This window comes from Synechococcus sp. WH 8016 (assembly GCF_000230675.1).
In the GTDB taxonomy this organism is placed as follows: Bacteria; Cyanobacteriota; Cyanobacteriia; order PCC-6307; family Cyanobiaceae; genus Synechococcus_C.
This window is the reverse complement of the sequence record NZ_AGIK01000005.1, coordinates 60,189-82,888: the sequence shown is the minus strand read 5'-3', so window position 1 is coordinate 82,888 and position 22,700 is coordinate 60,189. Positions and strand designations below refer to the sequence as shown.

30 protein-coding genes and 1 tRNA gene are annotated in these 22,700 nt (G+C 53.9%); 22 read left to right on the top strand and 9 right to left on the bottom strand.

Features of this window, described 5'->3' with window-relative positions:
- Positions 1-16 precede the first annotated feature (16 nt).
- The 3 genes from SYN8016DRAFT_RS11985 to SYN8016DRAFT_RS11975 all read right to left on the bottom strand — a co-directional run bounded on the left by SYN8016DRAFT_RS11985 (position 17) and on the right by SYN8016DRAFT_RS11975 (position 2,139).
- Positions 17-220, bottom strand: a complete 204-nt coding sequence (locus SYN8016DRAFT_RS11985) for a hypothetical protein (protein ID WP_038014723.1) — start codon at positions 218-220, stop codon at positions 17-19.
- 69 nt (positions 221-289) lie between these two features.
- On the bottom strand, positions 290-667 hold the full coding sequence (locus SYN8016DRAFT_RS11980) for a hypothetical protein (RefSeq protein WP_038014777.1): 378 nt from the start codon (positions 665-667) through the stop codon (positions 290-292).
- Positions 667-2,139 (bottom strand): sensor histidine kinase KdpD, encoded by a 1,473-nt coding sequence (locus tag SYN8016DRAFT_RS11975; protein ID WP_006854681.1) that lies wholly within the window; start codon positions 2,137-2,139, stop codon positions 667-669. Before SYN8016DRAFT_RS11975 ends, SYN8016DRAFT_RS11980 begins: the two co-directional genes overlap by 1 nt.
- 61 nt (positions 2,140-2,200) lie before the next feature.
- On the opposite strand from SYN8016DRAFT_RS11975, the gene SYN8016DRAFT_RS11970 reads away from it, so the two are divergent.
- Both SYN8016DRAFT_RS11970 and SYN8016DRAFT_RS11965 read left to right on the top strand, forming a co-directional pair.
- A complete protein-coding gene (locus tag SYN8016DRAFT_RS11970) occupies positions 2,201-3,100 on the top strand; it encodes an ABC transporter permease (protein WP_006854680.1) in 900 nt (299 codons plus the stop codon).
- 20 nt (positions 3,101-3,120) lie between these two features.
- On the top strand, positions 3,121-3,381 hold the full coding sequence (locus SYN8016DRAFT_RS11965; RefSeq protein ID WP_006854679.1) for a hypothetical protein: 261 nt from the start codon (positions 3,121-3,123) through the stop codon (positions 3,379-3,381).
- A gap of 26 nt (positions 3,382-3,407) precedes the next feature.
- Here the strand turns inward: SYN8016DRAFT_RS11965 and trmH are convergent, their stop codons facing one another.
- Positions 3,408-4,097, bottom strand: a complete 690-nt coding sequence (gene trmH / locus SYN8016DRAFT_RS11960) for a tRNA (guanosine(18)-2'-O)-methyltransferase TrmH (protein ID WP_006854678.1) — start codon at positions 4,095-4,097, stop codon at positions 3,408-3,410.
- Between trmH and SYN8016DRAFT_RS15980 the strand changes: the two genes are divergently transcribed.
- Together SYN8016DRAFT_RS15980 and SYN8016DRAFT_RS11955 are read left to right on the top strand one after the other, a co-directional pair.
- Entirely contained in the window at positions 4,096-4,230 is a 135-nt protein-coding gene (locus SYN8016DRAFT_RS15980; protein WP_256364599.1) for a hypothetical protein, read from the top strand. The genes trmH and SYN8016DRAFT_RS15980 overlap by 2 nt on opposite strands.
- Positions 4,227-4,565, top strand: a complete 339-nt coding sequence (locus SYN8016DRAFT_RS11955) for a glycine zipper 2TM domain-containing protein (protein WP_006854677.1) — start codon at positions 4,227-4,229, stop codon at positions 4,563-4,565. The genes SYN8016DRAFT_RS15980 and SYN8016DRAFT_RS11955 overlap by 4 nt, the downstream gene beginning before the upstream one ends.
- 5 nt (positions 4,566-4,570) lie before the next feature.
- On the opposite strand, the gene SYN8016DRAFT_RS11950 is transcribed toward SYN8016DRAFT_RS11955, so the two are convergent.
- Complete coding sequence (locus SYN8016DRAFT_RS11950; RefSeq protein ID WP_006854676.1) at positions 4,571-4,774, bottom strand: hypothetical protein; 204 nt, start codon at positions 4,772-4,774, stop codon at positions 4,571-4,573.
- Positions 4,775-4,896: 122 nt separating this feature from the next.
- On the opposite strand from SYN8016DRAFT_RS11950, the gene SYN8016DRAFT_RS11945 reads away from it, so the two are divergent.
- Positions 4,897-5,277 carry an MGMT family protein gene (locus SYN8016DRAFT_RS11945; protein ID WP_006854675.1) on the top strand — a complete coding sequence of 127 codons (381 nt, stop codon included), beginning with the start codon at positions 4,897-4,899 and terminating at the stop codon, positions 5,275-5,277.
- Positions 5,270-6,625, top strand: coding sequence for a 16S rRNA (cytosine(967)-C(5))-methyltransferase (locus SYN8016DRAFT_RS11940; protein WP_006854674.1), 1,356 nt, complete (start codon positions 5,270-5,272; stop codon positions 6,623-6,625). The genes SYN8016DRAFT_RS11945 and SYN8016DRAFT_RS11940 overlap by 8 nt, the downstream gene beginning before the upstream one ends.
- Here the strand turns inward: SYN8016DRAFT_RS11940 and SYN8016DRAFT_RS11935 are convergent.
- From SYN8016DRAFT_RS11935 to SYN8016DRAFT_RS11925, 3 genes are read right to left on the bottom strand one after another with little or no spacing between them, the layout of a single operon-like run.
- Positions 6,603-8,633: a transglycosylase domain-containing protein gene (locus tag SYN8016DRAFT_RS11935; protein ID WP_006854673.1), complete on the bottom strand. Its 2,031-nt coding sequence runs from the start codon at positions 8,631-8,633 to the stop codon at positions 6,603-6,605. The genes SYN8016DRAFT_RS11940 and SYN8016DRAFT_RS11935 overlap by 23 nt on opposite strands.
- Entirely contained in the window at positions 8,630-9,583 is a 954-nt protein-coding gene (gene chlG / locus SYN8016DRAFT_RS11930) for a chlorophyll synthase ChlG (protein ID WP_006854672.1), read from the bottom strand. Before chlG ends, SYN8016DRAFT_RS11935 begins: the two co-directional genes overlap by 4 nt.
- Before the next feature lie 11 nt (positions 9,584-9,594).
- Positions 9,595-9,816 carry a DUF2862 domain-containing protein gene (locus SYN8016DRAFT_RS11925; RefSeq protein ID WP_006854671.1) on the bottom strand — a complete coding sequence of 74 codons (222 nt, stop codon included), beginning with the start codon at positions 9,814-9,816 and terminating at the stop codon, positions 9,595-9,597.
- A gap of 54 nt (positions 9,817-9,870) precedes the next feature.
- On the opposite strand from SYN8016DRAFT_RS11925, the gene hisF reads away from it, so the two are divergent.
- The 14 genes from hisF (at position 9,871) to SYN8016DRAFT_RS11845 (ending at position 20,739) form a co-directional block, all read left to right on the top strand.
- Positions 9,871-10,662: an imidazole glycerol phosphate synthase subunit HisF gene (gene hisF / locus SYN8016DRAFT_RS11920; RefSeq protein ID WP_006854670.1), complete on the top strand. Its 792-nt coding sequence runs from the start codon at positions 9,871-9,873 to the stop codon at positions 10,660-10,662.
- A gap of 47 nt (positions 10,663-10,709) precedes the next feature.
- The gene (locus SYN8016DRAFT_RS11915; protein WP_038014775.1) at positions 10,710-10,910 is read left to right on the top strand and encodes a hypothetical protein; all 201 of its coding nucleotides are present in this window, start codon (positions 10,710-10,712) and stop codon (positions 10,908-10,910) included.
- Between the two features lie 7 nt (positions 10,911-10,917).
- A complete protein-coding gene (gene ubiE, locus SYN8016DRAFT_RS11910) occupies positions 10,918-11,619 on the top strand; it encodes a bifunctional demethylmenaquinone methyltransferase/2-methoxy-6-polyprenyl-1,4-benzoquinol methylase UbiE (protein ID WP_006854668.1) in 702 nt (233 codons plus the stop codon).
- A gap of 97 nt (positions 11,620-11,716) precedes the next feature.
- On the top strand, positions 11,717-12,070 hold the full coding sequence (locus tag SYN8016DRAFT_RS11905) for a hypothetical protein (protein ID WP_038014773.1): 354 nt from the start codon (positions 11,717-11,719) through the stop codon (positions 12,068-12,070).
- A gap of 173 nt (positions 12,071-12,243) precedes the next feature.
- On the top strand, positions 12,244-12,816 hold the full coding sequence (locus tag SYN8016DRAFT_RS11900) for a hypothetical protein (protein WP_253909870.1): 573 nt from the start codon (positions 12,244-12,246) through the stop codon (positions 12,814-12,816).
- Between the two features lie 517 nt (positions 12,817-13,333).
- A complete protein-coding gene (glyQ, locus tag SYN8016DRAFT_RS11895) occupies positions 13,334-14,227 on the top strand; it encodes a glycine--tRNA ligase subunit alpha (RefSeq protein WP_006854665.1) in 894 nt (297 codons plus the stop codon).
- 185 nt (positions 14,228-14,412) lie between these two features.
- Positions 14,413-16,392, top strand: coding sequence for a ComEC/Rec2 family competence protein (locus tag SYN8016DRAFT_RS14625; protein WP_006854664.1), 1,980 nt, complete (start codon positions 14,413-14,415; stop codon positions 16,390-16,392).
- Positions 16,369-16,455, top strand: a tRNA-Ser gene (locus tag SYN8016DRAFT_RS11865). Before SYN8016DRAFT_RS14625 ends, SYN8016DRAFT_RS11865 begins: the two co-directional genes overlap by 24 nt.
- Before the next feature lie 185 nt (positions 16,456-16,640).
- Positions 16,641-17,912 carry a site-specific integrase gene (locus SYN8016DRAFT_RS11860; protein WP_006854663.1) on the top strand — a complete coding sequence of 424 codons (1,272 nt, stop codon included), beginning with the start codon at positions 16,641-16,643 and terminating at the stop codon, positions 17,910-17,912.
- Positions 17,913-18,179: 267 nt separating this feature from the next.
- On the top strand, positions 18,180-18,395 hold the full coding sequence (locus SYN8016DRAFT_RS14620) for an AlpA family transcriptional regulator (RefSeq protein WP_006854662.1): 216 nt from the start codon (positions 18,180-18,182) through the stop codon (positions 18,393-18,395).
- 89 nt (positions 18,396-18,484) lie between these two features.
- Positions 18,485-19,066 carry a hypothetical protein gene (locus SYN8016DRAFT_RS11855; protein ID WP_006854661.1) on the top strand — a complete coding sequence of 194 codons (582 nt, stop codon included), beginning with the start codon at positions 18,485-18,487 and terminating at the stop codon, positions 19,064-19,066.
- 171 nt (positions 19,067-19,237) lie between these two features.
- A complete protein-coding gene (locus tag SYN8016DRAFT_RS15110; protein ID WP_159098329.1) occupies positions 19,238-19,624 on the top strand; it encodes a hypothetical protein in 387 nt (128 codons plus the stop codon).
- Positions 19,625-19,989: 365 nt separating this feature from the next.
- Complete coding sequence (locus SYN8016DRAFT_RS11850; RefSeq protein ID WP_006854658.1) at positions 19,990-20,334, top strand: hypothetical protein; 345 nt, start codon at positions 19,990-19,992, stop codon at positions 20,332-20,334.
- A 66-nt stretch (positions 20,335-20,400) separates the two neighbouring features.
- On the top strand, positions 20,401-20,739 hold the full coding sequence (locus tag SYN8016DRAFT_RS11845) for a hypothetical protein (RefSeq protein WP_006854657.1): 339 nt from the start codon (positions 20,401-20,403) through the stop codon (positions 20,737-20,739).
- A 181-nt stretch (positions 20,740-20,920) separates the two neighbouring features.
- Here SYN8016DRAFT_RS11845 and SYN8016DRAFT_RS11840 read toward each other — a convergent pair whose 3' ends face one another.
- Positions 20,921-21,631, bottom strand: a complete 711-nt coding sequence (locus tag SYN8016DRAFT_RS11840; protein WP_141561501.1) for a hypothetical protein — start codon at positions 21,629-21,631, stop codon at positions 20,921-20,923.
- Between the two features lie 462 nt (positions 21,632-22,093).
- Between SYN8016DRAFT_RS11840 and SYN8016DRAFT_RS11835 the strand changes: the two genes are divergently transcribed.
- Positions 22,094-22,324, top strand: a complete 231-nt coding sequence (locus SYN8016DRAFT_RS11835) for a hypothetical protein (RefSeq protein WP_038014701.1) — start codon at positions 22,094-22,096, stop codon at positions 22,322-22,324.
- Positions 22,321-22,638, top strand: coding sequence for a hypothetical protein (locus tag SYN8016DRAFT_RS11830; RefSeq protein ID WP_006854653.1), 318 nt, complete (start codon positions 22,321-22,323; stop codon positions 22,636-22,638). Before SYN8016DRAFT_RS11835 ends, SYN8016DRAFT_RS11830 begins: the two co-directional genes overlap by 4 nt.
- Positions 22,639-22,700 lie beyond the last annotated feature (62 nt).

Below are 22,700 nucleotides of genomic sequence, written 5' to 3'. Positions count from 1 at the left end.
ATGAAGTGCTTTCTACTTAATCGTTGAAATAGACCTTGATTCTGATCTTCACCCAGGGCTTGTAAGGAAACACTCTCCAGAACCGCCATAACCCCCAGGCCAGCAGCCAGCCAAACAAGCCCACCACCAGTCCTACGAGAAATGAATGTCCAACCAAAAAGGGTCCGTTGTATTCCAAGTGAAATAGTTCAACCAAATGCTGATTGGTTGGAGTTTGCAAGTTTTTTGAGACCTATTCACTCAACTCTAGGTATGTGCCCAGTGCAGGTCTTGCCTTCTCACACCAGTGTCAGGCTGAATCGATGCCTTCTGCTTGTTCAAGCTTTTCAGCTGCGGGGATAGGCATGCACAGGAAGTAGGCCTCCACGCTTGTGGCCGCGAGGGCCAGAAAGAGGTGATCAATCCAGCCGTTGCGCACCCCCATGCCCATGAAGGCAATCCAGGTGTTGATCACCATCATCACGCTTAGGAACGTGCTCAAAATGAAGCTAATAAAATGATTGAGACGTTTGCGTTGGGTCCAGAGACTCACTAGCAGCGGCAGCAAGATCAGGGTGGACGTCGCATGCAGAATTTGCATGCTCAGATCGCTATGGAGATGGGGAGTAATCGCTGCCCATAAATTCACGGGAATCAGCAGGGAACAAAACACCAAGTAATAGATCATCATGAGGCTGAACTTGCTGTTGATGCTGGTTTTGGAAGGATGACAGAGAAGCAGCTTCCCTCTCCTTCTTTGCTTTGAACGCAAACTTCTCCGCCCATTGCAGACATCAGGAGCGCGACAACAGAGAGCCCGAGCCCGGTGCCGCTGCTGCCTGAGCTGTTTTTAGCGCGATGAAAGCGCTTAAAAATATGGGGGAGATCACTCTCGGGAATGCCGATTCCTTCGTCTTTCACATCGATGGCGATGCCATCTGGATGAGAACGAAGAATCAGCGAAATCAGAGAGCCTTCTGCGGAGTATTTGGCAGCGTTATCGATTAAATCCAAGAGCACTTGTTGGAGTCGACCCGGGTCAGCCAGGGCCTCACTGCTTTCATCTATAAAAATGTTGTTGAGCACTTCAAGCCTGCGATCGGTGAGATTGCTTTGGCTGAGATCAGCCACTTTCTCGACCAATAGCCCAAGGTCCACCACTTCTTGGTTGAGTTGCAGTTGGCCGGAGTCCCCGCGCGAGAGGTCGAGGAGATCGTCGAGCAGCATCCGCATGCGAATGCTTTCCTCTTCTGCGGTTTTTAGTCCACGACGTTCGTCGTCGCTTAATCCCTTGCTGCGCTTGATCGTGCGGTGCAAATACCCCTGAACGATGGTGAGCGGTGTTCTCAACTCGTGGCTGACGGCACTCACAAAGCGACGCTGATCATGCCAGGACAGGGCCAGCCGTTCCATTAAGTCGGAATAGGTCCTTGCCAGTTGGCGCACTTCCTTCGGTGCTGCCGTCATCTCTGGGATCGGATCTTGATTGAGGGTGTCGGCGGTGAGGGCGGCACTGCGCTCACTGAGATGCAGCAGAGGCCTCACGATCCGTCTCACCATCACGGTGATCGTGATCAGTGAGAGCAACATCGATCCCACCCCGATCAAGATCATCCAACCCAAAAATTCGTTTTGGATGCGGCCCGCGTCAATCGCTTTGGCACTACTCCAAAGCCGTTCCCCTGTGGGATAGGAGCGACCAAGCAACGTGAGGTAATCCTCGTCTTCAACGCTGATCAGCCGAGTTTTGGGATCCTGTTTGTGAGCCTGCATGGTGGCTCTCATCATCTTTTGGGGGATGGCGATGGGGCCCACCGTTGGCAGCACGAGGCGTCCATCTGCTAGCTCAATCCAGAGGGTGGTGCGCACGCTGGATTGATCGCGTAGTTCTTGGCGCACTTCCTCCTCAATCGTTGGGCTCCAATCTCGGGCTGAATGGCCTTGGCCGAGGTGTCGATGGGCCTCCAGGTTGTTGTTCAGATGGTCCGCATTGGCCTGCAATTCCGCTTCTCCGTTGCGGATTTGATTGCGATTACTCAGCCAAAGCCCTGTGGTGGTGGCCCCAGTGAATCCGATCAGCACGGCGGTGTAGGTGGCCAGCTGAAGTTGGCCCTCAAGGCTGCCAAGAAGTTTTGATCGCCAGTTGGACCCAGATGCCACGAAATCGGTCCTCAGCGTTAATGCCTCTCTTCCTGGGATTTTGGCAGCTGGACCAGGGAGAATGAAACCCCTAGCGCGTTCTCTTGCCTTGAGTTTTGCGGTCTCGCCTTTAGGTATCGCACGCCCCACCCTCTCGGCCCGCATGGCCCGATGGGGGCTTGTGATTGTGGGGATCTACATCACCGTTGCCCTGCTCACGCCTGTATTGATCAGCGCTGGCTTCCTTCCGGATCCCAACGCCGGTTTAGAGAATGCGATCTATGCACCGCCGTCTCCGCAGCATTGGTGTGGCACCGATCGGCTCGGCCGCGATGTGTGTGTACGCACATTGCAGGGGAGTGGTGTGGCTCTTCAGGTGGTGCTGTTGGCGGTAGTTCTTGCCTTGGTGGTGGGAGTGCCGGTTGGAATGATTAGCGGCTACCTGGGGGGCGGGGTTGACCGGGTGCTGGTTCTGCTCATGGACACGCTTTATACCCTTCCGGTGTTGCTGCTGTCTGTGGTCTTGGCGTTTCTGCTGGGTCGAGGGATTCCCAATGCAGCAGCAGCGCTGTGTGTGGTGTACATCCCCCAGTACTTTCGGGTGGTGCGCAATCAAACGGCCCAGGTGAAATCGGAGCTGTTCGTGGAGGCAGCACAAACCCTTGGGGCTGGTCCCATCTGGATCCTGCGGCGCTACCTGTTCCGCAATGTGATCACGTCAGTGCCCGTGCTGCTCACCTTGAATGCTGCTGATGCGGTGTTGGTGCTCGGAGGCTTGGGCTTTCTGGGGCTGGGCCTGCCAGAAACGGTGCCGGAATGGGGGAGTGATCTCAATTTGGCCCTTGCGGCGGTGCCCACGGGCATCTGGTGGACGGCCCTCTACCCCGGATTGGCGATGTTTGTGCTGGTCCTGGGTTTGTCGTTCCTTGGTGAAGGACTCGAGTCTTGGGTTAGCAGTACGGGGCGCGACGCGGCAAACTGAAACCAATTGGTGTGTCGCGCATGACGCTCTGGGCCACATTGATGTTGCTTGGCCTGATGACCTACCTGTGGTTGGCGGGGCGCAGCAATCCCGATGACGTGATTGGTCTTTTAGAGCAAATCCTGGCCATCACCCTTGGCTTGGTGGTGCTGTTCATCGGACGCAGTTTGTTGCTGGAAGTGCTGGTGCTGGTGTTTGCCCTGCGTTTGCCCGCCGCACGGCGCAATCATCCTGTGGCGGCTCGCTCCAAGGCTGGAAAAGATATGTTGATGCCGTTCTGACGCCCCTGATTGAGGTCAGATCTTGATTAGCAGCGCAGTTTTCGATTGCGTGGAAGCTCTTCTTGAATCTCGCCCTCCGAGTTGAGGGTTGGATAAGCCCTTTCTTGTTCGCGGCACCACAGGGCAACGTCGGGATAGGCCCACTCGAATAACAGATTGTCGTAGTTCTCTGCTGGGATCCCCTCCCCATCGGAGGGCGCAAGTCCTGCCGCTTCCCGCTGCCGCAGTGCCTCAAACAACAGGGTGGCGGTGGCCACCGATACGTTGAGCGACTGCACCATGCCGCGCATCGGGATGAACACGTCCGTGTCCATCAGCTGGGTGGCGTTTTCGCTGAGTCCCCATTTCTCTGCCCCTAAAACAAAGGCGCTGGGACCGGTGAAGTCACAGTCGCGGTAATCCACCGCATCCACGCTCAGATTGGTGCCATACAGGTGAAAGCCCCTGTCTTTGAGCTTTTTAACAGCTGCCTCGATGTTGGGGTGGTCATGCAGGGGCACCCAGCGTTGGCTGCCTTGGGCCGTGCTGTTGTAGGTGCGCGAGCGGCCACTGAGGCTCACGGCATGGGCTTCCAGCACGCCAACGGCATCGCAGCTGCGCAGGATCGCAGAGAGGTTGTGGGGTTTGTCCACGTGCTCGACCAGAACGGTGAGGTTGGCCATGCGTTGGTTCAAGACCGCACGCAACCGCTCGAAACGACGGGGAAGGATGGGCATGGCGCATCGTTCTCTATCCCTGAGGGTATGGGATGCCGCTCTCGGTCACATCCAGACGCATCACGGGGCTGGTTCAGTCATCGATTCCCTGTTGGTTTGCAAAACGATGGAGTTGTTGCTTCTCACTCCATGAAACGCGCCGGGTTCGCTGTTGCTTTGATGTTGATGTCGGCTGCTGCTGCTGCCACTGCACCTGCTTTTGCAAGGCCGAAAAATATCTATGACCCTCAATCTGCCTATGTCGATCAGCGGTATGGCGGTTCAGCTCGCGATCCTTGGGTCGGTTCCAATCGTGACGTTTACGTGAACAATCAAGACACCAATAGTTGCCTGGAAGGCAGTGTGATCGGCGGCTTATTGGGCGCTGGTCTTGGTGCTGTCTTGTCACGGGGCAACGGCCGCTGGGTGGGTGTTCCCGTTGGTGGTGCCGCTGGCGCCTTGTTGGGTTGCCAAGTGGATGGGGGCTGATGCCTTCAGCGCTCCCCTGTGGAGCCAAAATTCGCTTCCAAAATGGCGGCTTGTAAGAGGGTTTGCATGGTTTGTAAATCCTCTTGTTCATAAGGTTCCCCTCCTGGCCAACGCTCGAGTCGGTAGCTCACGGCATCCAGCAGCAACCTGAGGTCTGCAGGACTTAAGGAGAGATCAATTCGCAAATCGCCATTGTCTTGGGTTGTCATATGGCCTGAAAAGAAAACCGGATCGTTGAGGGGCGTCGCTCGAACTATCGAAAGGATGGTGTGTGCCGTCAGATTGGCTCGTATCGAGCTACCTAGTGGTGGGTTGATGACGATAAAAACATTTGATTGGGTCCAGCAGGGAGAGAGGTTTTGATGAGCGGGTTTGGCATGCCGTCAGCTTGATTCCGCCTGGTCATTTGGCCACTTATGGCCAGGTGGCTGACTGGCTTGGGGCCTGGGGCTGCGCCCGTCAGGTGGGATGGGCGTTGCGCCGGCTGAGCTTGCCGTCTGAGGTGCCTTGGCAGCGGGTTATAAATGCCAAGGGACGGATTTCGATGAGCCTGAGTAGGGAGGGATCCGATTGGATGCAGCGGCAGCTTTTGATCGCAGAGGGGATCCCTGTGGATGGAGACGGCCGGCTCCCGTTGCAGCGATTTCTCTGGAGGCCGGACCTCGAGGCGCTAGCTCTAGAGATCCACCAATTCGCCATTGCCCGTGAGTGAGCCCGAAGTCAACGGCGCCAAAATTGGTTTACCGGCGCGTCGTTTGGCCTGGGAGGTGCTGGAGGCCGTGGCTGCGGGCGCCTATGCCGACGTGGCCCTAGAGCGGGCCCTTCGTCAAAATCCCCTGTCTCCAGCGGATCGCGGCCTGGCCACCGAGCTGGCCTATGGATGCATCCGCTGGCGTCAATGGCTGGATGGTTGGTTGGATCGTCTCGGCAAAGTTCCAGCCCATAAGCAGCCGCCTCGCTTGCGTTGGCTCCTGCATCTCGGCCTTTATCAACTGCTGCGGATGCAGCGCATCCCGGCTGCAGCAGCCGTCGACACCACGGTGGAGCTTGCCAAGCGCCACCGGCTCTCCAAGCTGTCGCCGGTGGTGAATGGTGTGCTGCGCTCGGCCCTACGCGCCAAGGAGGCCGGCGAGACCCTGGCGGTGCCCCACCAACCCGCCGAACGACTGGCGTTGAGCCACTCCCTACCCGTTTGGTTTGCTGAGAGCCTCCTGAACTGGACGGGTCCCGATCAGGCCGAGCGTGTGGCGATCGCCAGCAATCAAGTGCCCCCCTTGGATCTGCGGGTGAATCGCTTGTGCAGCACGCCAGAATTCGTGGCGGCTGAATTGGCCGAGGCTGGGGTGCCCACGCAGCCGATTGAGGCTTGCCCAGATGGCTTGCAGGTGCTTGCACCTGCAGGTGATTTGCGCCGTTGGCCGGGTTTTGAACAGGGGCATTGGAGCGTTCAGGATCGATCGGCCCAGGGGGTTGCTCCGCTGTTGGCGCCTCAGCCTGGAGATCGGGTTCTGGATGCATGCGCTGCCCCGGGAGGGAAGACCACCCATCTGGCGGAGCTGATGGGGGATGGAGGTGAGATCTGGGCCGTGGATCGCTCCGCTGGTCGTTTAAAGCGAGTGGCCGCGAATGCCTCTCGCTTGGGATGCGCTTCCATCCAGGCGCTGGCAGCGGATGCGACCGACCTGCTTGCACAACAGCCCCAATGGCGTGGTTTCTTTCAAAGGATCCTGCTCGATGTTCCTTGCTCGGGGTTGGGGACCTTGTCCCGTCATCCCGATGCCCGTTGGCGCGTCACGCCTGCCACGGTGGAGGAGCTGTTGCCGCTGCAAGCGCGCTTACTGGAGGCGATGCTGCCCTTGCTCGCCCCTGGTGGGCGATTGGTCTACGCGACTTGCACGATCCATCCCGATGAGAACGTGGCGCAGGTCAACAAGCTTCTCCAAGGCCACGCTCACTATCAGTTGGAGTCTGAGCAGCAGCGCTGGCCCGACCCCGACGGCGGTGATGGGTTTTACACCGCAGTGATCACTGCACCGATCACTGCACCGGCAGAGGCCTGAAGAATTCGTCCACAGGGGGGCCACCAGATGGGCTCACGTAACGGGGTGTGGGTGCGGGTTTCGGTGTGTCCGAGTTGTCATTGGATGGATCCATTTCACCAAACAGATCGCGATCGGGAAGAGGCCCGTCTCCAGGGTTCGGTTGGTTGGGGTTGCTTGCTTTCTTTTTGCCAGGTCGTTGAAGAACCGGCCGCACAACGTTGGGTTTGGCGGGAAACTTCTGTGCCGGAAATTCAGACTTGATTTGATTCATGAATTGTTTCCAGGCCCATGCGGATTCGCCACTGTTGCTCTTGGTTTCTGCGTTGTTGTCGTGACCAAACCAAACGGCCGTAGTGAGTTGGGGAATCGAGCCGATGAACCAGAGATCGCGCCCCCCCTCTGAGGTTCCCGTTTTTCCTGCCACAGGGCGATCATCGAGCTTGGCTGCCACTCCAGTGCCGCCGCTCACCACCCGCTGCAGCATCCAATTCATGGTGTCGGCAACGTCGCTATCCATGGCACGCTTGCCGCGATCGCCATCGAGCCTGCGGCTCCAAAGCACATCGCCTCCAGGACCTCTGATCTCTTCAAAGGCGGTGGGTTTCACGTATACACCGCGGTTGGTGACGGCGGAATAGGCGGCCGTCATGTCTAAAACGGTTTGCTCATAGGCACCGATGGCCATCGGGTAATAGCGGCCGAGAGGTCGCTTGTTACCAATGCCGAGATTGTTGGCCATCGCAATGATCGGGTCAAAGCCCACCTTGTCTTGCAATTGCACCGCAACCGTGTTGAGCGAATTCTTTAAGGCGTCGGCGAGAGAGATGTTGCCAAAATATTTTTTGCCAAAGTTTTTGGGGCAGTAACCGTTCCAGCAGCGCGGTTTGTCCAGAAAAATATCTTCTGCTTTGACGCCCGCATTAATCGCTGCGCTGTAGGGAAACAGTTTGAAGGTGGATCCTGGTGATCTCAGGGCCTGGGTGGCGCGGTTGAACTGGCTGGAATAAAAGTTTTTTCCTCCCACCATCACCCGCACCAATCCTGTGCCAGGGGCGATCGAAACGATCACACCTTCTGTTCCATTCGGAGCGATTTCACGCACCACCTTCTGGGCTTTGCGTTGCCAATCGAGATTCAGGCTGGTGCGAATCTTGAGGCCTCCCACCTCCAGTTGTTCTGGGGTGAGCAAGGTGGGCAACTGTTGGGCGACCCAGGTTGTGAAGTAGGGAGCCGTGCTGTTGTAGTACTTCGGGATGGCGGGCTTGAGCGCCAGTGGGCTGTTGCGAGCCGCTTCCGCTTCGCCGCTGGTGATGAATCCTTCCTGCTCCATGCGGCTGATCACGATGCTGCGCCTTTGCAGTGCAATCTCGGGGTTCACCAGCGGTGAGTAGAGCGAGGGGGCTGGTGGCATGCCCGCGATGAGAGCCGCTTCTGGGAGGGTCAGGTCCTCCGGTTGCTTGGAGAAATACACCCAAGCCGCATCGGAGACGCCATAGGCGCTGGATCCGAGATACACAAAGTTGAGGTATTGCTCGAGGATCTGCTCCTTGCTGAGTTGACGCTCGAGCTTGTAGGCCAGCGCTGCTTCCTTGAGCTTGCGCGTGACCGTCCGGTCCTGGCTCAAGAACACCGTGCGGGCCAGTTGCTGGGTAATCGTGCTCGCTCCTTCGCGCACCGAGCCCTGCTTCAAATTCGTGACAACGGCCCGTCCGATCCCCCAGAGATCAACGCCGTCATGGTCAAAGAAGCGACGGTCTTCCGCTGCGATGAACGATTGCATCACAAGCGGGGGCATTTGCCCTGGTTTGATCTTCTCCCGGGTGGCAGGCCCGAGTTTTTGGATCACCTTGCCGTTGCTCGAGAGGAGCGTGATCGTGCCAGGCCGATTGAAGAGATTGATCCCTCTGGCATCGGGCAAGGTCGCATCAATCGCGCGTGTGATGGCGGCTTGCCCGAGGGCCGCACCACTGCCAATCGCAGCGGCGACACCCGCGATCAGGAACCAGTGACGACGGGTGCGATTCACATTCCCTGCGTCAGGGGACTGTGGCCGATCGCCAACGCTGTGACCAGCATTCCCAGCACGAGAAAGGGCTGGGCACTGGCTTGATATTTCACGTCGAATTCAACGGGGTCGCGAAGCAGCCAGATGTCTTGAAAAGTGATCTGAGGCACGATCAACAACACCAGCAGGATGGCTGCAAAATGCTGCCCGATTGCGATCAGAACTGCAACCATCAAGAGCTGGAAGAGGTCGATCATCCCAGCGCTGATCCAGCTTGCGGGCCCAATCCCAAATGCAACAGGGAGTGACTGAAGGCCGAGAGCGCGATCACCTTCCACACTTTTAAAGTCGTTGACCACAGCAATTCCCAAGCCGGCGAGGCTGTAGGCAAGCGTGAGCAGTGCCGTCGCCCAGGTGAGTTGGCCAAATAGGGCTTGACCTGCCCACCAGGGAAGGGCGATGTAACTGGCCCCGAGGGCGTAATTGCCCAACCAACCGTTCTGTTTCAGCTTGAGGGGAGGCGCTGAATAGATAAAGCTCACAAACGAGCCGCCAAGGGCGAGCAGGAACAACACGGGAGTGCTGTGTCCAGCCCAAGCATCCAAACCCCAAGACACCGCTAAGCCGGCGATCAACAGGCCCCAGATCTGAACCTTCACTTGGCCGAGGCTGATCGCACCCGAAGGGATCGGCCTGTACGGCTCGTTGATCGCATCGATCTCGCGGTCGTAGTAGTCGTTAATGGTTTGTGTGTAGCCCGCGAGAAGAGGCCCACTCATCACCATGCAGGCCAGCGCAGCGGCCACATGGTCAAAACGCCATTCGTAATTACCACTAGCGGCAGCACCACACACCACCCCCCAGATCAAGGGAATCCAGGTGACTGGTTTCATCAGCTGCAAGCGCAGCTTCCAAATGTTGGAGGTGCCACTGGCACCTTTCATTCCGAGCAGCTGACGGGCGTCACTCACTAGATCAATCCTCAGCCGGGAGCGATTTCGTCTTCGAAGAACCAGCTGGTTGAGCCATCACTGAGCTGAACGACCACGCCGATTCCTTTCCCATCGACAGTGCGGAAATCAACCACGGTGCCGATGGCGTCTTTCTTGAGCAATTCCACCAGTGCACCGGAAATGCGATCACGGACCCGGGTGACCCGGACTTTCGAGCCGATGTCGATCGTGACTGACGTCTGCTGTGACATGGCCTGCGAGGCTTGAGAAGTGGCCGCAACACTAACAGCCTCTTTTCAATTGACATGGTCGCTCTTCGTTTGATTCCCTGCCTCGACGTGGCCAACGGCCGGGTGGTGAAAGGTGTCAATTTTGTGGGCCTGCGTGACGCAGGCGATCCGGTGGAATTGGCCTGTCGTTACAGCGAGGCCGGAGCCGATGAACTGGTGTTCCTTGACATTGCGGCCAGCCATGAGGGACGCGCCACCTTGGTGGACCTCGTGCGTCGTACGGCTGCGAGTGTGACGATCCCCTTCACGGTGGGGGGCGGAATCGCTTCCGTGGAGGGCATCACGGAACTGCTGCGTGCCGGTGCCGACAAGGTGAGCCTGAATTCTTCGGCTGTTCGCCGCCCTGAACTGGTGTCTGAGGGGGCTGAGCGTTTCGGCTGTCAGTGCATTGTTGTGGCGATTGATGCGAGGCGCCGCTCGAGCGGGGGCTGGGATGTCTATGTGAAAGGTGGCCGAGAAAACACCGGATTGGATGCGGTGGACTGGGCCCGTCGGGTTGCGGACCTTGGGGCGGGGGAGATCCTGCTCACTTCAATGGATGGAGACGGAACCCAAGCGGGTTACGACTTGGCGCTTACCAGGGCGGTGGCTCAGGCCGTTGCAGTTCCAGTGATCGCCTCGGGTGGGGCGGGGTGTATGGATCACATCGCTGCCGCCCTCGATGCCGGGCCAGAGGGCGGCCAGGCATCGGCGGCCTTGTTGGCCTCACTCCTCCATGACGGTGTTCTCAGCGTTGAGCAAATCAAGCTGGATTTGCAGGGACGCGGTTTGCTGATTAGGCCCTTGGAGCCTGAGCTGGCGCCTTAAATTGGGGAGACTTAGAAGGGCGATTGTTGCTGGGTGGTTTGCCATTTATGACCCGTCATCAGGCCTTGCCTGTGGGGATCCTTTTGGTTGCGGTGGTGATTGCGTTGCTGGCCTGGGCCCTGCAATTGATGCAAGCGGCGATCGATCAACAGGAATTTTCGTTGATGCTCGCGGGCTGCTTGGTGTGTTCAGCTGCCGTTGGTTTGGCAACGGTGATGGTGATGACGTTGAACGGACTGCTGGTTTGAGCTGCTTGTGAAACCTCGTGACCCAGCTGCGGTGGAGGCGTTATTTAACGCCGTTGCTCCCCGTTACGACCGCCTGAATGATCTGCTCAGCTTGGGGCTGCACAGGCAGTGGAAGCGTCAACTCCTGTCCTGGCTGAGCCCGCAATCGCCTGAGCGTTGGCTTGATCTTTGTTGTGGAACAGGGGATCTCGCCCTTGCTTTTGCACGAAAGTTGAGGCCGGAGGGCTCGGTTTTGGGGTTGGATGCCGCCGCTGCACCGCTGTCGCTGGCGGCGGAACGCGCAGGCCGCGAGCCCTGGTTGCCGGTGCAATGGATCCAAGCGGATGCGCTTGACACTGGGTTTCCGGATCAGAGCTTCGATGGGGTGGTGATGGCGTATGGGTTGCGCAACCTGGCGGACCCGTTGTTGGGTTTTCAGGAGATGGCAAGGCTGTTGAAGCCTGGCGGGCGCGCCGCTGTTTTGGACTTCAATCGGTTGCCACAAGGCAGTGCAGCAGCTGCTTTTCAGCGCACCTACCTGCGCCGGGTGGTGGTCCCTGTCGCCGCTGGCATGGGGCTAGCCGACCAGTACGCCTATCTGGAAACGAGCGTGGAGCAATTCCTCACGGGAGAGGAGCAGGAGCGGGAGGCTGTTTCTGCTGGTTTCACCGCCGCACAGCATCGACCTTTGGTCGGCGGACAGATGGGTGTGCTGCTCTTAATCCGTTGATTGAATTCGTTAAGGATGGTTGAGGCCTGTTGAGGCCCTTGCGCGGCGAGCCCAAAAAGGGATTAGGAAGAAAACATTAAGAAACGGAGCTGTCCGTTTGGCCTTCCCCCTCCCATCCTTGCTGGCTTCGATTGAAGATCTCTTGGTGGAGGTGGCATGGCTAGACGGGATGATCCTGGTGACGGAGTCCCAAGAGGCCACCTTTCTTCCTGTGGCTCAGGTGAATCCTGTGCTGGCCAGGCTGCGATCGAAACCGCGAGGTGCAGAGGTCGCGGACAAGCTCAGTCTGTCGCTGCTCAAGTCCCAGGGGAAGCGGGCGAGCAAACCCGTGTTGGTCGTCCAGGGAGACGGGCGCTTTTGGTTGGGGATCATTAGCCCCAGCGTGTCGCGTTCGCGCTCCCGGCATCAGCATGCGGTCGCTCACCTGGATCGCTGCTTCGCGAAGGGGTAGATCCTTGAGGAAGATTGGATCTGGGCCTCAATCTTTGGTTTTGTTCTGATCTGAACCCATTGAATTGGGATCTTTGTTTTTTGCTTAGATCATTGATTCTTCTTGCCTGGCTGATGCCTGCTAGATTTTTAATGCTTGCTTGTTATTGATTGAAAGGGCCCTCCACGCTCGCGTTGTTCATCGCTGTTGTTGGCAGTGGCTTGGTTGGGATGCTGGTTTATGCGGGTATTTTTTACTCCAACGCTAAGCGCACAATTCCTACGCCCGACGAGATTGATCAATCCATCTTTCAATCTAAGCAGGAAGCTGAGAATGCGGCGAATGAGTGGATCTCCCTTGGAGGCGTTTATTTTGTGGAGACGCTTGCCACGGTTCGGCGCACGGTGCCTCTAACGGCCCTTGAAAAGAAGAGATTGAAGTCTCAAAATGATCAGTCGATGAGGCAAAGAATTGAGGCTGAATATAGTGATTGTCTCGAGAAAGCTGAGACTGATCTGGCCAAGGAGTTGTGTTCATTTGGTCCGCGTAAAGTCATCGCTGGAGATGATGCCAAGATCCCCCAGAAAAAGATCGTGAAAGATCAGGAATTGAAAAAAGTTGAATATCAACGTCGTGAATGCAGCGACGATCAAGAGTTGCAGTCTTTTGAATGCATTGAGCTCGATGTTGCGCGTGATGCCGTTGTGAGTCGCCCTAGTGATAAAGAGTCGATATCCATTAAGGCTTTTCAACAGTTTCGTTATTAAGAACTTACTGATTCCTAAGTCTGATTCCTAAATTTGATTCCTAAGTTTGATCTTTTGATGAATTGAAAAGAGGAAAGCGGCCGTTTGCGTCACAGCCCTGAAAAGTTCTGACTGGTTGCATTCAGAGGGATGGTTCAGGGATCCTGATCGTTACTGGGTGAACAGGTTCATCGTGATCGGGCGCCGTGATCAGGCGTCATGGTCTCGCTGACCTGGCGTCATAAAAAATGAGAGGGCTCTCAACCCCTCTCAACGCGTCTTGCTTTCGCCTGTTCACTTTGGCTTTGGAGCAAGCGGAGGTATGACGAAAAGGTGAGCGAGTCGCTACCAAATCAGTCCGTGGCGAGAGCGTGCTTCCGTGTTCAGGCCAGAAGCCTGTGCTCGACTAGCCTTTGACCTCCACAAGTTCTCTGCGTTGCTGGACCGTCTCGCACTCGTTCGATGTGCGTTCTAAGGCTTGCGACAGCGCAGAACTCCGTGAGCATGTCCAATCGCCCCCATTAGGTCCCTGCTCGGTATGCACTTTCAGGACATCATCAGCACGCTGAATCGCTTTTGGGGAGAGCAGGGTTGTGTGTTGTTGCAGCCCTACGACACGGAAAAGGGTGCTGGAACCATGAGCCCGCATACGGTGCTCCGGGCGATTGGACCTGAGCCCTGGGCGGTTGCCTATCCAGAACCTTGCCGGCGCCCCACCGACGGTCGTTATGGCGATAACCCGAATCGGGCGCAGCATTACTTCCAATATCAGGTGCTGATCAAGCCTTCGCCCGATGGCATTCAGGAAACCTATCTCGCATCGCTCGCGGCCCTTGGCATTTGCGCTGCCGATCACGACATTCGTTTTGTGGAGGACAACTGGGAGTCGCCAACACTTGGCGCTTGGGGTGTGGGCTGGGAGGTGTGGTTAGACGGTATGGAGGTCACCCAGTTCACCTACTTCCAGCAATGTGGTGGCATCGATTGCAAGCCTGTATCGATTGAGATCACCTATGGCTTGGAGCGCCTAGCGATGTATCTACAGGATGTGGAAAGCATCTGGGATTTGAGCTGGAACGCTGAACGCAGCTATGGGGATATTTGGCTTCCCTTCGAGAAGGGGCAATGTCAATTTAATTTCGAGGCTTCCAATCCCGATCGTCTCAAGCAGCTGTTTGCCATTTATGAGGCAGAAGCCACGGATCTGATTGAACACAACTTGCCAGCTCCTGCTCTCGACTTTGTTCTGAAGTGCAGTCATACCTTCAATCTCCTGGAAGCTCGTGGCGTGATTTCGGTGACGGAACGGACTGCCACGATTGGACGGATTCGCAATTTGGCCCGAAAAGTGGCTGAGGCTTGGTTAGCAGAGCGGGAGGCCCTGGGATTCCCGTTGCTGCAATCAAAGGTTGCCGCGGCGGTTGATCATTGAGCTTGCTCTCAATGCATCAATAAAGCGGTATCGATTCGAAATCTGAATATATTTTTAAGCAATGTGTTGTGGCTTTAGTGAGTCACAACACATAGATAGTGGATTGTTTCTCTAGCTCGCTCTGACTGGACTTTTGCTTTTGTTTTTTAGGGGAATGCTTCAACCAGCTTGATCGCACAGCGTGGATGAACGTTGCTCTTTGGCTGGTTCTTTTGATGCTTGCCACCCAACTGGGGGCGGCCTTTCCCCAGGGGATTCAGCACTGGTGTGTGGTCTTGGTTGGGCTGGCTGCGGCTGTTGTGCTGATCTGCCGCCGGTTTTCACTTTCAGGTTGGAAGCTGTTTGTTCTTGTGGTCGTGTTGTGTGGCTTGTTGCTGCGCTCCTCGATGGGGCAAGTGGCCACGCCCACCCCCCTGGATCCGCTGCAGCTTGTGCCAAGCGATTCAGATTCGCAGCAGCTGGTGCTTGAAGGCCGTGCTCTGGCTGATGCACCTGTTCGTCGGGGGCGCTGCCAAGCCCTGCTGCAGGTGCACCATTTGGCGGGGCAGGTACGCGATGGTCGCACGGAGTTGGTGGTGGATCCCTGCCCTCAGCTGGTGCGCAAAGGTGCCTGGGTGAGGGCTCAGGGTCAGCTCGTGACGCCTGCTGTCGCAACCCATCCCTTGCTTCCCAACCCGGCGGAACGGTTGGCGGCTCGCGGCTGTTGGACCCAATTCCGAACCAAGACAGTGGAGCTGATCCATCAAGATCACACCCCCCTGGCTGATCGGCGTCGTCAGATCGCGGCTCGCTTTCAAGAGCTAGCAGGAGAGCATTCAGGTGGTCTGTTGGCGGCGCTGGTGCTGGGCGGCGCCCACGTTGAGCTCAGCGCGGAGTTGCGAGAAGCCTTTCGTGTTGCTGGGTTATCCCACGCCTTAGCCGCGTCCGGATTTCATCTTTCCGTGTTGTTGGGAGCCACGCTTGCCCTGACGCGCAGGGGTTGCATGCCCTTGCGATTGGCGGCTGGAGTGGGCGCGATGGCTGTGTTTCTTGCGCTGGCGGGCGGGCAGCCATCCGTGGTTCGTGCCGTGTTGATGGGCGCTGCTGCTCTCTTGATCCGGGAACGGGGCTCTCGCGTCCAACCCTTGGGCGTGCTGCTCAGCACCTTGGTGGTGATGCTGTTGCTGAACCCTGCTTGGGCACGTTCCATCGGCTTTCAGCTCAGTGCTGCTGCAACAGCGGGTTTAGTGCTCAGTGCGCAGCCCTTAGAGCAGTGGCTTCTCCAGCATGGTTCTCAGTGTTGTCCTCAGAGGTGGATGACGGTTCTGGCCCCTGCCCTATCGGTGCCGATGGCGGCGCTGCTTTGGACCCTTCCCTTGCAGATCCTGCATTTTGGCTCTGTGCCTTTGTACTCGCTTCTGAGCAACCTGATGGCTGCACCTCTGCTGGCACCGCTCACCCTTGCGGCGATGACCTTGGCATTGCTGACGTTGCTGCTGCCAACGGCGATCGCCGCACTCGTGATGCCGCTGTTGGTTTGGCCGGTGCAGCAGTTGGCAGCGTTGTTGATCGCTTTGGTGGGGTGGATCAGCGCCTGGCCCCATGCCCAGCTGCTGACGGGACATCCGCAGCCTTGGGTGGTGTTGGTTGTTGTGCTGGCTTTTCTCCCTTGGGCCTTACCCGCACTGCAACGCTGGCGCTGGAGAGCGTTTCCTCTTTTGCTCTTGGCCACGCTGGTGCAAGCCGCTGTTCAGCTCAGCGATGAGGTGTTGTTGGTGCACCAGTGGGGAAGGCAGTGGCTACTGGCTCGTCATCAAGGGCGCGCTGCACTGATCAGCAGTCATGGCGATTTGCTTAGTTGCCAGTTGGCTCAGCAGCTTGCGCAGGGTTACGGACACCGCCGCTTGGATTGGCTGGTGGTGATGGACCCAGTGGCGAGTGATCACATCAGTTGTTGGACGCCTTTGGCCCATACCGTGCGGGCGGAGCATCAAGGCCAACCTCCCTTGCTTCCAGGTCAACGTCTGCAAAGCCCTGGTTTGATGCTGCGCCCTCTGCAAGGTCAAGACCGACGTTGGCAGTTGCGCGTGAATGCGCAGCTCCATCGCCTTAAGCAATCAGGCCGTGGCGCTTTAAGATGGGATCACGCTGGTGAAGCGTTTGGAGAGGTGGCAGAGCCCGGTTGAATGCGCACGACTCGAAATCGTGTAGGGGTAACACCCTCGTGGGTTCGAATCCCACCCTCTCCGTTCTAAGTAAGTCCTGAAAGGTCTTTTGATGTCTCAAACCCGTTGTGGTGAGGGACTTTTTAGTGTCTGCGTGGTCTCATGTGGTTCCTGGAAACACCAGGATGTCCCGTAAATGTGTTGTTGGAAGTGTTGTTGGATTTAGGGGTTGTGTTGTTGGATAAAATTGGTGTTGTTGGATTCCTGAGATGTCTTTCTCTGACTCGCAAGTCAAGGCAGAGAAGGCAGGAGTTCGCAGAAGAAATGTTTCCGTAGGGGATTCTCTTTTCCTCGTCATCGAACCTCTCCGTGATGACGGAAAAGGTGGTGGAAAGTCCTTTGAGGGACGCATGAGGTTTCCCCCTGGACGGAAGGGAAAGCAGGTCCCCCTTCGGATTGGTGTCTATGGAAGGGGGGTTGGGAAGTGGTCCCTGAAAGAGGCACGGGACGAATGGGACCGCATCAGGTCATGGAGCAGGGAGACAGGAAGAGACCCAAGAGAACTGAAAAAGGAACAGCAGATTCAGGTCCAGGACTCATCAGGTCCAACCTTTGCTGAGGCATGTAAGTCCTATCTCTCCCACTCCTCGTCCAAGGCATCGAAAAAGGAATATCCAAACCTGCTCAACCATCAGGTCATACCCCGATTAGGTGGAGATACACCTGTTGCTCACTTGTCCTGGGACCACAAGGGAACTGGTGGAAAGAACGGCAGGGAAAGGGTGATGGAGATATTTCGGTCCAAGGTTGCTGATGGGAAAGCACCTCAGGCAGACAAACTCCTGATGGTGATGCGTGGGGTCTTTGACCATGCGATTGACCAGGGGTGGATGGAGAGGAACCAGAACCCTGCTCTTGGGACCAAAGGCACAAAGACAAAGCACAAGGCAACTCCGCATCCAACCCTTCCTTGGGACCAACTCCCTCGGTTCTTTGATGACTTGGAGAGGAACCAGGCAAATGGAACCTTGGTGCTTTGTTCTGCGGTGAAGGTCGTTCTGATGACCTTTTTGCGTGTCGGGTCTTTGACTCCGATGCGGTGGGAAGAACTCGATGAATCCAAGGATCTATGGGTGATTCCAGGCACTCGGATGAAAACTGGGCATGACCATCTGGTTCCTTTGACGAACCCATTCAAAGAAGTTCTGGACTCTCTGCGGAAGGTGAGTGGGGATGAGGAGTTTGTCTTTGCTTCTCCCAGGTCCAGGAGCACTCCCTATCTGAATCCCTATTCCATCAACCAGCACTTCATTCGGATGGGATACAAGGGAGTCCAGACGGCACACGGACTTAGAAGAACTGCTTTGACTGCTGGACAGGATGTCTTGGGATTTCCTGCTGAACTTATCCAACGGCAGTTGTCTCATGCGATTGGAGACAAAGTTAGGCAGTCCTATGACGATTCGACACTCTTAGATGAGAGGAGAAAGTTTATGATTTCTTGGTGCGATGCTCTACTTTCTCAGGGCATGAAGGTCTGACGATTGGTGGTTAGTTCTTGTTAGTGAGACCTTGTGAGACCTACTGGTATGACTGAAAAGTCAGGGGTCAAAGTGGCACAAGAGGAACCCACGGGTCGGGTTCCTCTTGTTATACTATTCACATACAGATGAAGAGGAAACGACCACACGCATCCAACAATCAAATAAACATTCACCCGTCCTGGGTCTTTATAGTCAGACATCCCCTCCCTGACTAATCTAACTTCGAGATTTCCGTAATCAATACACTTTTATGAACCACATTTTATGCTTTCTCAGTATCAGTTCATTCGTCTTCCTCGGGTATTCGTTCGACTCCCTCAAGTAAAAGAACTTACTTGTCTCTCTAAGTCATCGATTTATCGCCTTATGGATGAGGGCAATTTCCCGAAACAAGTTTCATTGGGCGCTCGTTCTGTCGCCTGGGTGAAGTCCGATGTCGAAGATTGGTGCGCTCAGAAAATTAATGCTGCTCATATTTGAGTAATCGATAGGTGAAAAAAAGCAAGGGAACCCACCTTTATAACTCCTTCCCAAGAATACATATAAACACTTTATTAGAGGAATCCATTATGTTCAACGCAACACAAGAACAGCAGAAAACTGCCGTAGAACTCTTCAGTACGGGAGACAAGAAGACTATTCATTATCTCACCCAGAAACTTAGTCGTCTTTTAAATAAGGAATTGGACTTCAGGGGTTCTGCTGATGAAACAAAGCACCTGACTCTCCAAGAGTTTCTGGACAACTTTGAGTGGGACGAATCTTATTCGGTCGAAGGAACTTGGAAAGTGGTGGTTTCGGACCATACCCAGACCTTTGAATGTTCTTCTAAGGAAGAAGCACTTGCTTATGTGCGTGGTGAGAAGGAACTGGAAGAACCTGATATGTCTAATTTTTACCCTGAGTGGGATCTTTCGGGTGATGACCATTGTTCTCTGGTGATTGAGGTTGAGAACCTGCGTCTGAAACCTCAGGAACAGAAGCAGAAGACCTGGCAACTCTTCTTTGAGGTCCTTGCTGACTCTTCATTAGAGGACACTGATCTGGATTCATTCTGTGGTCAGATTGCTCTCCTTGCTAATCAACAAGATAGAACTATAAAGGTGGTTAAAACTGACCTTTCTGAGGGTGAATCTTTGACCACTACTTAGTCAGAAGTAATCAGGCAGTAATAAGTCTAAAATCCTGAACACCTGAGTCCTCACAACAAATCTCTCTGCTTTGCTTTCACTTAGGAGTGGAGGCAGAGACCCCATGTAAATCACATTATTAGAGTGAATCTAATGTCTATACAACATCAGCAACCTTCTCAAAAGCAGGTTATGAAGTGGTTCCGTGAAGGAACTAAAGGAAATGTCGAATCTCAAATCAAATACAACAACTTCTATAAGAACCTCTGGAACAAGAATTCCTATGAACCTGGTTCGACCATGATTCATGAGAAGGATTACCAACCCATGAACTGCTGCTTATGCGGTAAGGAAATGGTTTCCCTTCACGACACTCATAATCCTGCTCCTCTTGCTCCTCATACCTATGCGAAGGAAGCGCAAGAACAGAATCTCCCGCATCGTTGCTGTAGTGAATGTGATGCGACTCGTGTGAATCCTGCGAGAGCAAAACTCCTTCCTCCCAATATGACATTGGTGGATTTTGCGACCTTTCCAGAAGCAAATCCTTATGTTCCTTCTGGAAAGGGATTCGCTTGACTTCTGACCCATGAACTCAGCACAGGTCAATCGCAGGATTCAGGACTTCCTGCGGGACCTTGCTGATGAAGGAACCTTCCATATGCGTAAGAAGACGGGACACCCCGTCTGTGTTGTTTCCTATGGGGGACAGAAGAGATCATTTGTTTTCTGTTGGACCCCTGGAAGGAACTATCAGAACTATGTGGTTGGAAACCAGAATTAGTTTGTGCGGTCTCTCCTTTTGGAGGACGCACCAAGGTTCTCATTACATAAGTTCTTCGAGGACCTCTGACCCTCGTAAAACCCCGGTTCTGAGAGATATACGGGAGACAGAAAGGTAATAACTCTCACTTTTACAAACAAAACTATGGAGGAAATCTCTTATGTCTATTACAAAAGCATCAGATGTTAGACACATCTCGAAGATGTGGTCGTCTCTCAGGCGAGACGCAATTAAAGACAGATGTTCTGTCAGGGTGTTCGAGGGACATCTATATTCTTTGATAGATGATGATGACTTTTATGAAGGTAGTGGTTGTCGCAAACTCATAAACGTCTTGCTTTATTACTGGGATGCTATTCGTGCTTTTGCTCTAAAAGATGAAGTAGAGCAAGGATTGGGAACCAGCACTATTGCTCGGACTGATGAAGAGCAACTGCGAATGGATGAGATGTCTAATCATTTTGATGAATGGATGCTGACACTCGTTTCCCGTTGTTGCGAGTAAATCTGACCTGACTGGGGAGCAGGAAACTACTCCCCTTTATTCACTTACTAATGGAGGGAAACACTTATGACACTTGCCGATGAAAAACCATGGAAGATTTCGTTCTTCCATGAGGACTGGACCTACCCAAATGGTGGTGAGAATCCTGAACCAGTTGTTCTATACGCTACGCATGACGAACTCATTGGAATGACGGAGCAATCCAGAGAGTTCCGCGACCTTCTAGAACGAGGTGGTGGTGAAGTCAATCAAGTTTTGACTGGAGTTTGGGAAAACTATTGCGATGAAGAGCAATCACACTTTGAGTATCCCGGTGGTCCATCTTTTAACAAGCACTGGGAGGTAGAAGATGGAATCCGCATGTATCGAAGACTGGAGGAACTATTCGACGACACACAAGATTGATTGATGCTCAACCCTTGGGATCTCAAACATCCTGGGGGATTTTTTTTGAGGAAATGAGTGCGCTCTGAAATCGAAGTTAGTTCCTGTAGTCTCTCTCTTTGGAAAACCCATCAACTTTCTCTCTGTATAAGTTTTTGTGATTACATCGGTCTCCGTGGCGAGTTGAAGGAAGGCGGGGACTTCACGATCCCTGACTTCTCCTGACGGGTCTCGAGGCAAAGCGTTCTCGCTCTCTTTCTGCTTCTTCCTTGGAGACGCCACATGACCCCTTTGGGCGTGAAGGTGTTCTGGGTTCTGCTGCCTTGAGTGCTTCCTGTTCACGCAGTGCGTAGGCGATCTGGTGCTCCTTCTTGAGGCGTTCGTCTTTTGCCTTGTGGTGCGTTGCTCTATCTCGCTTTGCTTGCTCTTGTTCTTGCTTCCATCGTTGTGGGTAAGGGCAATACCAACCATGCCCTACAGCACCTATCGCAAAGCGTTTCCAGGCGTAGTTCTCTGCTGCTGTAGAACCAGCACCACCTAAGAATTCAAAGACTCTGTCGTGCTTTGTCCCACAGGCGAAGCACTTGAAACTCAGACCATCTCCATTGGCGTGCTGGAAGACCCACGCAGTTAGGTCATGACCTCCACCTCTTTCCTTCTTATGCTTCTTCTTTGAATCTTCCGCACAGTAAGGACAGAAGCAACGGTATTCAATTGATGAGTTGTTGTGCTCTGCTTTTTTTGGCGCAAACGCTGTCCATACCTCAAGATCTAATTGTTTGATCTTTACTCTCTTCTCTTGGTCTGCGAGATTGTGCTTTCCTGTGATTGCCTGCCTTTCTTTATCAGTAAGATCCATCGCTGTTATTCTTTTTCTTGATTGTATTTTACTATTATTTTTGAGTATTGTCAACTAAATGCCCATCACTTGCGCATTAACAGATTTGTGTCAATTTGCTAACTATATGTATTTATTGGATCTAAAGTGTATAAATAACCTTGGCGTTTTTCAGACATTCCTTTAGTTCTTTAAGAGTCCTTTGGGTGTTTTTGGGGCGTTTGAGTTTCCGCATTGTCTTTTTAATGCGATATAAATAGTTTTAGGAATGCTGCCTTAGCAGACCAGATATTGAAATCAATTGGATATCAAATGAACAGAAGCACATTTACATACCCACATAAAAGAGTTAATTCAAGGTTGTCCTTACTCCCCTCTAAGACCCATATTTCTTATAAAGAAAAAGAGAGAAATCTCTTGGTATATGAGGAGGAGTTGATGGATCACTACAGCATGAATAGAAGTGATCTTCATAAGCACCTTATTCGTAATGCTTACACCATGTTGAAAATGCCACAAGTTGGTTTCTAAGACAAGATGGATAAGTCAATGCGAGAGCAACATGAACAAAAGATCAATTATCTAATTGCTAAAAGGCAGGAGATAGAAGATGCTTCAGGTTTTCGTATTGATCCTGATCTCAAACTTGCTTATGCCTGGATTAGTGATGAAATCAAACACTTGAAACAGAATATATTTGAGCAAGACTACTTAAAGTATGAGCAAAGGTTGAATGATGTATTGAATATAGGAAGGAATAGCAAATGACTTTTCGTGATTATGTTGAACTGCTCTACAAGGCATATCTGGAAGATCGTGAAATCATCAAGCGTCTAAGAGACAAGATGAAAGACGGTTCCTACCTAAAGGATCTAGAGGATGACCCTGGTCTTCAGGATTGGGAAAATATTAATCCAAGAGCAATAGATCCAAGGCAAAGAGGGAAATCAAAGTATTACCCCAATCCAGTTGATCCTCAGCAAGGTGTCAGGGTCTTTGAAAGCAGAAACAAAAGAGCAGCAAGAAAAGTTTTAGACGCAGTAAAGCGAAGAGATAGGTATGAATGTCAAGATTACAAGTAAAAATATAGAAAATAATCTTAAACAGATCATTTCAAGGACTGATTTTCTTGATTACGAGCAGT

Coding starts and splice junctions, on each gene's coding strand:
- SYN8016DRAFT_RS11925 (WP_006854671.1), bottom strand. CDS start 9,816: ATGTCACAGCAGACGTCAGTCACGATCGACATCGGCTCGAAAGTCCGG.
- SYN8016DRAFT_RS11915 (WP_038014775.1), top strand. CDS start 10,710: ATGACCCGTCATCAGGCCTTGCCTGTGGGGATCCTTTTGGTTGCGGTG.
- SYN8016DRAFT_RS11955 (WP_006854677.1), top strand. CDS start 4,227: ATGAAACGCGCCGGGTTCGCTGTTGCTTTGATGTTGATGTCGGCTGCT.
- SYN8016DRAFT_RS15980 (WP_256364599.1), top strand. CDS start 4,096: ATGGCGCATCGTTCTCTATCCCTGAGGGTATGGGATGCCGCTCTCGGT.
- SYN8016DRAFT_RS11855 (WP_006854661.1), top strand. CDS start 18,485: ATGTTCAACGCAACACAAGAACAGCAGAAAACTGCCGTAGAACTCTTC.
- SYN8016DRAFT_RS11860 (WP_006854663.1), top strand. CDS start 16,641: ATGTCTTTCTCTGACTCGCAAGTCAAGGCAGAGAAGGCAGGAGTTCGC.
- SYN8016DRAFT_RS11845 (WP_006854657.1), top strand. CDS start 20,401: ATGACACTTGCCGATGAAAAACCATGGAAGATTTCGTTCTTCCATGAG.
- SYN8016DRAFT_RS11835 (WP_038014701.1), top strand. CDS start 22,094: ATGGATAAGTCAATGCGAGAGCAACATGAACAAAAGATCAATTATCTA.
- SYN8016DRAFT_RS11950 (WP_006854676.1), bottom strand. CDS start 4,774: ATGACAACCCAAGACAATGGCGATTTGCGAATTGATCTCTCCTTAAGT.
- SYN8016DRAFT_RS15110 (WP_159098329.1), top strand. CDS start 19,238: ATGAAGTGGTTCCGTGAAGGAACTAAAGGAAATGTCGAATCTCAAATC.
- SYN8016DRAFT_RS14620 (WP_006854662.1), top strand. CDS start 18,180: ATGCTTTCTCAGTATCAGTTCATTCGTCTTCCTCGGGTATTCGTTCGA.
- SYN8016DRAFT_RS11830 (WP_006854653.1), top strand. CDS start 22,321: ATGACTTTTCGTGATTATGTTGAACTGCTCTACAAGGCATATCTGGAA.
- SYN8016DRAFT_RS14625 (WP_006854664.1), top strand. CDS start 14,413: ATGAACGTTGCTCTTTGGCTGGTTCTTTTGATGCTTGCCACCCAACTG.
- glyQ (WP_006854665.1), top strand. CDS start 13,334: ATGCACTTTCAGGACATCATCAGCACGCTGAATCGCTTTTGGGGAGAG.
- SYN8016DRAFT_RS11970 (WP_006854680.1), top strand. CDS start 2,201: ATGAAACCCCTAGCGCGTTCTCTTGCCTTGAGTTTTGCGGTCTCGCCT.
- SYN8016DRAFT_RS11980 (WP_038014777.1), bottom strand. CDS start 667: ATGATCTATTACTTGGTGTTTTGTTCCCTGCTGATTCCCGTGAATTTA.
- SYN8016DRAFT_RS11965 (WP_006854679.1), top strand. CDS start 3,121: ATGACGCTCTGGGCCACATTGATGTTGCTTGGCCTGATGACCTACCTG.
- SYN8016DRAFT_RS11850 (WP_006854658.1), top strand. CDS start 19,990: ATGTCTATTACAAAAGCATCAGATGTTAGACACATCTCGAAGATGTGG.
- hisF (WP_006854670.1), top strand. CDS start 9,871: ATGGTCGCTCTTCGTTTGATTCCCTGCCTCGACGTGGCCAACGGCCGG.
- trmH (WP_006854678.1), bottom strand. CDS start 4,097: ATGCCCATCCTTCCCCGTCGTTTCGAGCGGTTGCGTGCGGTCTTGAAC.